The organism is Pseudomonas sp. NPDC096950 (assembly GCF_044762525.1).
GTDB lineage: Bacteria > Pseudomonadota > Gammaproteobacteria > Pseudomonadales > Pseudomonadaceae > Aquipseudomonas.
Genome location: NZ_JBIWEL010000003.1, coordinates 1 through 8,078, shown reverse-complemented (window position 1 = coordinate 8,078; position 8,078 = coordinate 1). Strand labels below are relative to the sequence as shown.

The window sequence follows — 8,078 nt, the reverse complement described above, 5'->3', positions numbered from 1 at the left end:
GACCTGATCGCCACCGGCCACTACGTGCGCCGCCGCGACATCGATGGCCGTACCGAACTGCTCAAGGGCCTGGACCCGAACAAGGACCAGAGCTACTTCCTGCACGCCGTAGGCGGTGAACAGATCGCCAAGACCCTGTTCCCGGTCGGCGAGCTGGAAAAACCGGAAGTGCGCGCGATTGCCGAGAAGCACGAACTGGCCACCGCGAAGAAAAAGGATTCCACCGGGATCTGCTTTATCGGCGAACGCCGCTTCAGCGACTTCCTCAAGCAATACCTGCCGGCGCAGCCAGGCGAGATCAAGACCACCGAAGGCGAAGTCATCGGCCGCCACCACGGCTTGATGTACCACACCATCGGCCAGCGCCAGGGCCTGGGCATCGGCGGCTTGAAAGACGCCGGTGACGAGCCTTGGTACGTGCTGATCAAGGACCTGGAACACAACGAGCTGATCGTTGGCCAGGGCAATGACCACCCGTATCTGTTCTCCCGCGCCCTGCTCGCCTCGGACATCTATTGGGTCAACCCGGTTGATCTGAGCGAACCACGCCGGTTGACCGCCAAAGTCCGTTATCGCCAAAGCGACCAGCCGTGCACACTGGAAAAAACCGCCACCGGCTACCGCGCAACCTTCGATGACCCGCAACGCGCGGTCACTCCGGGCCAATCCGTGGTGTTCTATGACGGCGAAATCTGCCTCGGCGGCGGCGTGATCGAAGTGGCCGAACCCTGGACCAGCAAAGGCACTCCTCAAGGCGCGCCACAATGAGCCCGACTCAAGAGCAACTGACGGCGCTGGGCGGCGTGTTTCTCGCTGCGGTGCTGGTGGACAAGATCGCCAAGAGCGGCCAGACCAGCGAAGCCGGCCTGACCTGCATGCTCGGTAGCCTGCTGATCCGCGACCCCAAGGACACCCTGGAAGTCTACGGCGGCGACGACATCAATCTGCGCGAAGGTTATCGCGCATTGATCGGCGCCCTGGAACGCGACCCGAGCACCTTGCAGCGCGAACCGCTGCGCTATGCCTTGGCGATGCTTGGCCTTGAGCGGCAACTGGCCAAGCGCGACGACATGCTCGGCGTGATCGGCAAGCGTCTGCCGCAGATTCAATCCCAGGTCGAGCACTTCGGCCCGGCCCACGAAAACGTGATCGCGGCCTGCGGCGCGCTGTACCAGGACACCCTGAGTACGTTGCGCCAACGGATTCAGGTCCACGGCGACATGCGCAACCTGCAGCAACCGAGCAACGCCTCGAAGATCCGCGCCCTGTTGCTGGCCGGGATTCGTTCGGCGCGCCTGTGGCGGCAGTTGGGCGGTCATCGCTGGCAGTTGGTGATCAGTCGCCGCAAGTTGCTGAAAGAGCTTTACCCGCTGATGCGCAGCAGCTGAACCGCGCCCGCAACACCGCTTTGTAGTCAGTAACGCGTAATACGCTGGTCAGTTGGCAACGGACCGGCGGATTTTTTCATGTATGATACGCGCCCCATTTCGTTGCCCGACTGTCCGAGAACACCCCATGCAGCTCTCTTCGCTCACTGCGGTTTCCCCTGTTGACGGCCGCTACGCCGGCAAAACCCAGGCCCTGCGCCCAATTTTCAGCGAATACGGTTTGATCCGTGCTCGCGTTCTGGTTGAAGTGCGCTGGCTCCAGCGTCTGGCCGCTCACCCAGGCATCAGCGAAGTGCCGGCGTTCTCCGCCGAAGCCAACGCGGTGCTGAACACCCTGGCGGACAACTTCGCTCTGGAGCACGCCGAGCGTGTCAAAGAGATCGAGCGCACCACCAACCACGACGTCAAAGCCATCGAATACTTGCTCAAAGAGCAAGCGGCCAAGCTGCCGGAACTGGCCAAGGTCAGCGAATTCATCCACTTTGCCTGCACCAGCGAGGACATCAACAACCTGTCCCACGCCCTGATGCTGCGCGAAGGCCGTGATGATGTAATGCTGCCACTGATGCGTCAGACCGCCGAAGCCATCCGCGAACTGGCGATCCGTTTCGCTGACGTGCCGATGCTGTCGCGCACCCACGGTCAGCCGGCTTCGCCGACCACCCTGGGCAAAGAACTGGCGAACGTGGTTTACCGTCTGGAGCGTCAAATCGCTCAGGTCGCTGCCGTTCCACTGCTCGGCAAGATCAACGGCGCCGTGGGCAACTACAACGCTCACCTGTCGGCCTACCCGGAAATCGACTGGGAAGAAAATGCCCGCGCCTTCATCGAAGACGAGCTGGGCCTGGGTTTCAACCCGTACACCACGCAGATCGAACCGCACGACTACATCGCCGAGCTGTTTGACGCGATCGCGCGCTTCAACACCATCCTGATCGACTTCGACCGCGACATCTGGGGCTACATCTCCCTGGGTTATTTCAAACAGCGCACCATCGCTGGCGAAATCGGTTCGTCGACCATGCCGCACAAGGTCAACCCGATCGACTTCGAAAACTCCGAAGGCAACCTGGGCATCGCCAACGCACTGTTCCAGCACCTGGCGAGCAAACTGCCGATTTCCCGCTGGCAGCGCGACCTGACCGACTCCACCGTATTGCGTAATCTCGGTGTCGGCTTCGCCCACAGCGTGATCGCGTACGAAGCCAGCCTCAAAGGCATCAGCAAACTGGAGCTCAACGCGCAGAAAATCGCCGCTGACCTGGACGCTTGCTGGGAAGTCCTGGCCGAGCCGATCCAGACCGTGATGCGCCGCTACAACATCGAAAACCCGTACGAAAAACTGAAAGAGTTGACCCGCGGCAAGGGCATCAGCCCTGAAGCGCTGCAAACTTTCATCGACGGCCTGGACATGCCAGCCGCCGCCAAGGCCGAGCTGAAATTGCTCACCCCTGCGAACTACATCGGCAACGCTGTAGAGCAAGCCAAGCGCATCTGATCGAACGCTTTACCCTTTTGAGACGCCCGGCAGCGCCGGGCGTTTTTATTCCCGTCTGAAAAGTGCATTTTTTCAATAGGTTACACATGAATCCTGACATTCCTCTTCAACTTCTGGGCGGCATCACGGCGCGCGAATTCCTGCGTGACTACTGGCAGAAAAAACCGCTGCTGATCCGCCAGGCGATCCCTGATTTCGAAAGCCCGATCGATCCCGACGAACTGGCCGGCCTGGCGCTGGAAGAAGAAGTTGAATCGCGCCTGATCATCGAGCACGGCGAGCGCCCCTGGGAATTGCGTCGTGGCCCGTTCGCCGAAGACGAATTCAGCAAATTGCCGGAAACCGAGTGGACCCTGCTGGTTCAAGCGGTCGACCAGTTCGTGCCGGAAGTCAGCGAGTTGCTGGAGCAATTCCGCTTCCTGCCGAGCTGGCGCATCGACGACGTGATGATCAGCTTCGCCGCTCCGGGTGGCAGCGTGGGTCCGCACTTCGATAACTACGATGTGTTCCTGCTGCAAGGCCACGGCAAGCGCAACTGGAAAATCGGCCAGATGTGCGACTCCGAGAGCAAGCTGCTGCAACACGCGGACTTGCGCATCCTCGCCGACTTCGAAGCCACCGACGAGTGGGTTCTGGAGCCGGGTGACATGCTTTATCTGCCGCCACGCCTGGCCCACTGTGGCGTCGCGATTGATGATTGCATGACCTATTCCGTTGGTTTCCGCGCGCCGAGCGCCGCTGAAGTGCTGACCCACTTCACCGACTTCCTCAGCCAGTTCCTGACCGACGAAGAGCGCTACACCGATGCCGATGCCCTGCCTGCGGTCGATCCGCACCAGATTCAGCACGACGCCCTTGATCGCCTGAAAGCCTTGCTGGCCGAGCACATGAGCGACGAACGCCTGCTGCTGACCTGGTTCGGCCAGTTCATGACCGAGCCGCGCTACCCGGAACTGGTGGCCGGCCCGGAAGACGTCGAAGAAGAAGACTTCATCGCCAGCCTGGAACAAGGCGCCGTGCTGATCCGCAACCCGAGCGCGCGCATGGCCTGGTCCGAAGTCGATGACGACCTGCTGCTGTTCGCCAGCGGCCAGAGCCGTTACCTGCCGGGCAAACTGCGCGAGTTGCTGAAGTTGATCTGCGCCGCCGACGCCCTGCACACCGATAACCTCGGTGAGTGGCTGAACGACGAAGACGGCCGCGGGCTGCTGTGCGAGCTGGTCAAGCAAGGCAGCCTGGGGTTCGCTGATGAATAAAATCCACGTTCGTGTCGCAGACTGGCAAAAGGATATCGCCGAGATCCGGCGCATTCGTGAGACGGTGTTCATCGCCGAGCAATCCGTTCCACCTGAACTGGAATGGGATGCCGATGACGCGACAGCGGTGCATTTCCTCGCTTTCGAAGGCGACTTTCCGATTGGCACCGCCCGCCTGCTGCCCGATGGTCACATCGGTCGGGTGTCGGTGCTCAAGGACTGGCGTGGTTTGAAAGTCGGCGATGCGCTGATGCAAGCGGTGATCGGCGAAGCCGAGAAGCGTGGGCTCAAGCAACAGATGCTGAGCGCCCAGGTGCAGGCCACGGCGTTCTATGAGCGTTTGGGCTTCAGCCTGGTCAGTGAGGAGTTCCTGGAAGCAGGGATTCCGCATGTGGATATGGTGCGGCACTCGGCTTAGTACCCGATCGTTCCCACGCTCTGCGTGGGAATGCCTCTCGGGACGCTCTGCGTCCCATCGCGGCAGGTGACGCAGAGCGTCACTGGCTGCATTCCCACGCAGAGCGTGGGGACGATCACGCCCCGCCATCAACCGATGCTGGGGCGTTTTGCTGTCTACGATTCAACTTGCCCCACCCCAGGCCGACAAACTGGCAATATCAAGCCTTTCGAAAGCGGAGATAACGGACATGTCCCTACGCACCCTGCTCACTACGCTGCTGCTGACCTGCAGTTTTTCGGTCATGGCGGCCACCGAGATCGTGCCCCTGAATTACCGCACCAGCGCTGACATGCTGCCAGTGGCGCAGAACTTCGTCGGCAAGGACGGCCAGGTCAGCGCCTATGGCAATCAACTGATCGTCAATGCGGATCAACGCAAGATCGACGAACTTAAGGCCTTGATCAGCCAACTCGACGTGGCCGCCAAGCGCCTGCTGATCACCGTCGACACCAACGAAAACAACTTTCAGGGTGACCAGGGTTATTCGGTGAACGGCGCCAAGCCCAGCCAGACGCGCATCATCAATCGCAGCACCGACAGCCGTGACGGCGGCATCCAGCAAGTGCAGGCCAGTGAAGGTGCACCGGCGCTGATCCAGGTTGGCCAAAGCGTGCCGCTGACCAGCACGCAAACCGACACTTACGGCCGCCTGCAAAGCCAGACCGAGTATCGCAACGTCACCCAGGGGTTCTACGTCACCGCCAGCGTTACCGGCGACATCGTTCACTTGGCGATCAGCACCAATCGTGACCGCATGAGCCAGGAACGTCCCGATGTAGTGAATGTGCAAAGTACCGACACAACTGTCACGGGACGCCTGGGCGAGTGGATCACCCTGGCCGGCGTGAATCGCCAGACTCAGGCCGATAAACAGGGCGTAACCCGCAGCTACTCTACTCAGGGCCGGGATGACATGACCTTGCGCGTGAAAGTCGACACCCTGGACTAAAGCACCAAAAACTGACTGATGAGTCGTATTAGACTAAAGATGTAGTGCTTGAAAAAAAGCACTACAAAACGTTTGACGAGCCAAAAAAGCAAAGGCATGATGGCCTCGCTCCCGCTAATCAGGGGCCCTGGCAAGGGCCTTCGAGTCGCCGCCTGCATCTACCCCGCAAGCCGATTCGTGTCTGTACCGCCCACAAGGTGTGTTTGACGAGGTTGCCGACTGGAACGAAGTTGTCCCGAGGGACGGAAGCGTAATTAGGTAAACCCGGCACCACACTGAAGTTCGTACCAAGGCCCACGACGCCCGAATGCGCTCGCCAGTCCGCCCTTACCTGCTCACTTCCCCTCGAGCCCATCGTTCATCCCGTCGCCATCCCCGCCAAATCCGACTTGACCACCTAAGCTTCTGGTCAGCGAGCAGCCTTTTACGCCTCCTTGATAGGTGTAACCGGCAGGAGCAGGAATTTTCCACCCAAGACCTATGCGACGAGGTTTATCTCCATGGCACTGACACGCGAACAGCAAATTGCAGCCCTCGAAAAAGATTGGGCTGAAAACCCACGCTGGAAAGGCGTGACACGCGCTTACTCCGCTGCTGACGTCGTCCGCCTGCGCGGCTCGGTTCAACCTGAGCACACCTTTGCAAAACTGGGCGCCGAGAAGCTGTGGAACCTGGTGACCCAGGGTGCCAAGCCGTCCTTCCGTCCTGAGAAAGATTTCGTCAACTGCATGGGCGCCCTGACCGGCGGCCAGGCTGTTCAACAAGTCAAAGCCGGTATCCAGGCGATCTACCTGTCGGGCTGGCAGGTTGCTGCGGACAACAACTCCGCCGAATCGATGTACCCGGACCAGTCGCTGTACCCGGTGGACTCGGTTCCAACCGTGGTCAAGCGCATCAACAACTCGTTCCGTCGTGCCGACCAGATCCAGTGGAAAGCCGGTAAAGGTCCGGGCGACGAAGGCTACATCGACTACTTCGCGCCAATCGTGGCTGACGCTGAAGCCGGTTTCGGCGGCGTACTGAACGCTTACGAGCTGATGAAAAGCATGATCGAAGCAGGCGCCGCCGGCGTTCACTTCGAAGACCAACTGGCTTCCGTGAAAAAATGCGGCCACATGGGCGGCAAGGTACTGGTTCCAACCCAGGAAGCCGTACAGAAGCTGACCGCTGCTCGCCTGGCTGCTGACGTTGCCGGTACACCGACCATCATCCTGGCCCGTACCGACGCGAACGCCGCTGACCTGCTGACTTCGGATTGCGACCCGTACGACCAGCCGTTCGTCACTGGTGAACGCACCCAGGAAGGTTTCTACAAAGTGCGCGCCGGTCTCGACCAGGCCATCGCTCGCGGCCTGGCCTACGCGCCGTACGCCGACCTGATCTGGTGCGAAACCGCCAAGCCGGATCTGGACGAGGCTCGTCGCTTCGCTGAAGCGATCAAAAAGGAATACCCGGACCAACTGCTGTCGTACAACTGCTCGCCTTCCTTCAACTGGAAGAAAAACCTGGACGACGCGACCATCGCCAAGTTCCAGCGCGAACTGTCCGCCATGGGTTACAAGCACCAGTTCATCACCCTGGCCGGCATTCACAACATGTGGCACACGACTACGCCCGCAACGACATGACTGCCTACGTGAAGCTGCAAGAGCAAGAGTTCGCTGACGCTGCCAAGGGTTACACCTTCGTGGCTCACCAGCAGGAAGTGGGCACCGGCTACTTCGACGACATGACCACTGTGATTCAAGGTGGCTCGTCTTCGGTAACCGCGCTGACCGGTTCGACTGAAGAAGAACAGTTTCACTGATCTGAGCAAACGGCCGTTGCGGACCGAATAAAAAGCTAACCGCAACGTCGCACATCTGACGCCCCGACTGGTTCGGGGCGTTTTTTTGCCCGGGATTTACCCGCCACCGCAAAAACCCTGTGGGAGCGGGCTTGCTCGCGAAGGCTGCATGTCAGTCATATCAATGTCGGATGTGCCGCCGCTTTCGCGAGCAAGCCCGCTCCCACAGATGAGGCAAAGCATTGATCCAGAGCGGCCCAACGATCAAAAAAATGCGCTAAAACGACCCCGGCTGCTACTTGCAGTAACGGCTATATAAGACAACTTCCCAACCACTCACCCGTTAAACAGTTTAAAAACCAAGCCAAACAATATTGATTATCATTTATCGGCAACTATGTTCGTTACATTCCCTACAAAACATAATTGATGAAAAGCCTGCTAATGCCCGCGCGGCATGGGCTACAGGGCTTTGGAGGTGTGCTATGTCCTTATTCCTATAAATAATTTCGCTATAGGAATTTTACTTGCACGGTGTTGTGCCATAAAATCACCGCGATTGATTGCTGCGACATATCGTCACTGCTTTGTTTCTTTTCAAGCTCAGAGACCTTTGCTCTCTGTTAAGGATTACCAGCATGCCCGAAGCGACAGGACTCATGGCCCACAACTGGGGCTTTGCCATTTTCCTTCTGGGCGTTGTCGGCCTCTGTGCCTTCATGCTTGGCGTCTCCAGCCTCC

Annotated in this window: 6 protein-coding genes and 2 pseudogenes; all 8 read left to right on the top strand. The window is 59.4% G+C overall.

Features of this window, described 5'->3' with window-relative positions:
- Positions 1-768: tRNA 2-thiouridine(34) synthase MnmA (gene mnmA, locus ACIQY3_RS07005; protein ID WP_403018142.1), on the top strand; the 768-nt coding region annotated here is incomplete at its 5' end.
- Positions 765-1,388 (top strand): high frequency lysogenization protein HflD, encoded by a 624-nt coding sequence (hflD, locus tag ACIQY3_RS07000; protein ID WP_054053662.1) that lies wholly within the window; start codon positions 765-767, stop codon positions 1,386-1,388. The genes mnmA and hflD, both read left to right, overlap by 4 nt.
- Positions 1,389-1,515: 127 nt before the next feature.
- On the top strand, positions 1,516-2,886 hold the full coding sequence (gene purB / locus ACIQY3_RS06995; protein WP_090185637.1) for an adenylosuccinate lyase: 1,371 nt from the start codon (positions 1,516-1,518) through the stop codon (positions 2,884-2,886).
- Positions 2,887-2,972: 86 nt separating this feature from the next.
- Entirely contained in the window at positions 2,973-4,142 is a 1,170-nt protein-coding gene (locus ACIQY3_RS06990) for a JmjC domain-containing protein (RefSeq protein WP_403018141.1), read from the top strand.
- Positions 4,135-4,560 carry a GNAT family N-acetyltransferase gene (locus ACIQY3_RS06985; protein WP_054053668.1) on the top strand — a complete coding sequence of 142 codons (426 nt, stop codon included), beginning with the start codon at positions 4,135-4,137 and terminating at the stop codon, positions 4,558-4,560. The genes ACIQY3_RS06990 and ACIQY3_RS06985 overlap by 8 nt, the downstream gene beginning before the upstream one ends.
- A 229-nt stretch (positions 4,561-4,789) precedes the next feature.
- Positions 4,790-5,551, top strand: coding sequence for a secretin N-terminal domain-containing protein (locus ACIQY3_RS06980; protein WP_403018139.1), 762 nt, complete (start codon positions 4,790-4,792; stop codon positions 5,549-5,551).
- Positions 5,552-6,051: 500 nt separating this feature from the next.
- Positions 6,052-7,358, top strand: a pseudogene (aceA, locus tag ACIQY3_RS06975) (isocitrate lyase).
- Between the two features lie 617 nt (positions 7,359-7,975).
- A pseudogene (locus tag ACIQY3_RS06970) lies at positions 7,976-8,078 on the top strand (NADH-quinone oxidoreductase subunit A); the annotation flags it as partial.

What these genes read in the sequence shown, in the direction of transcription:
- hflD (WP_054053662.1), top strand. Translation starts at nt 765, where the DNA reads ATGAGCCCGACTCAAGAGCAACTGACGGCGCTGGGCGGCGTGTTTCTC.
- purB (WP_090185637.1), top strand. Translation starts at nt 1,516, where the DNA reads ATGCAGCTCTCTTCGCTCACTGCGGTTTCCCCTGTTGACGGCCGCTAC.
- ACIQY3_RS06990 (WP_403018141.1), top strand. Translation starts at nt 2,973, where the DNA reads ATGAATCCTGACATTCCTCTTCAACTTCTGGGCGGCATCACGGCGCGC.
- ACIQY3_RS06985 (WP_054053668.1), top strand. Translation starts at nt 4,135, where the DNA reads ATGAATAAAATCCACGTTCGTGTCGCAGACTGGCAAAAGGATATCGCC.
- ACIQY3_RS06980 (WP_403018139.1), top strand. Translation starts at nt 4,790, where the DNA reads ATGTCCCTACGCACCCTGCTCACTACGCTGCTGCTGACCTGCAGTTTT.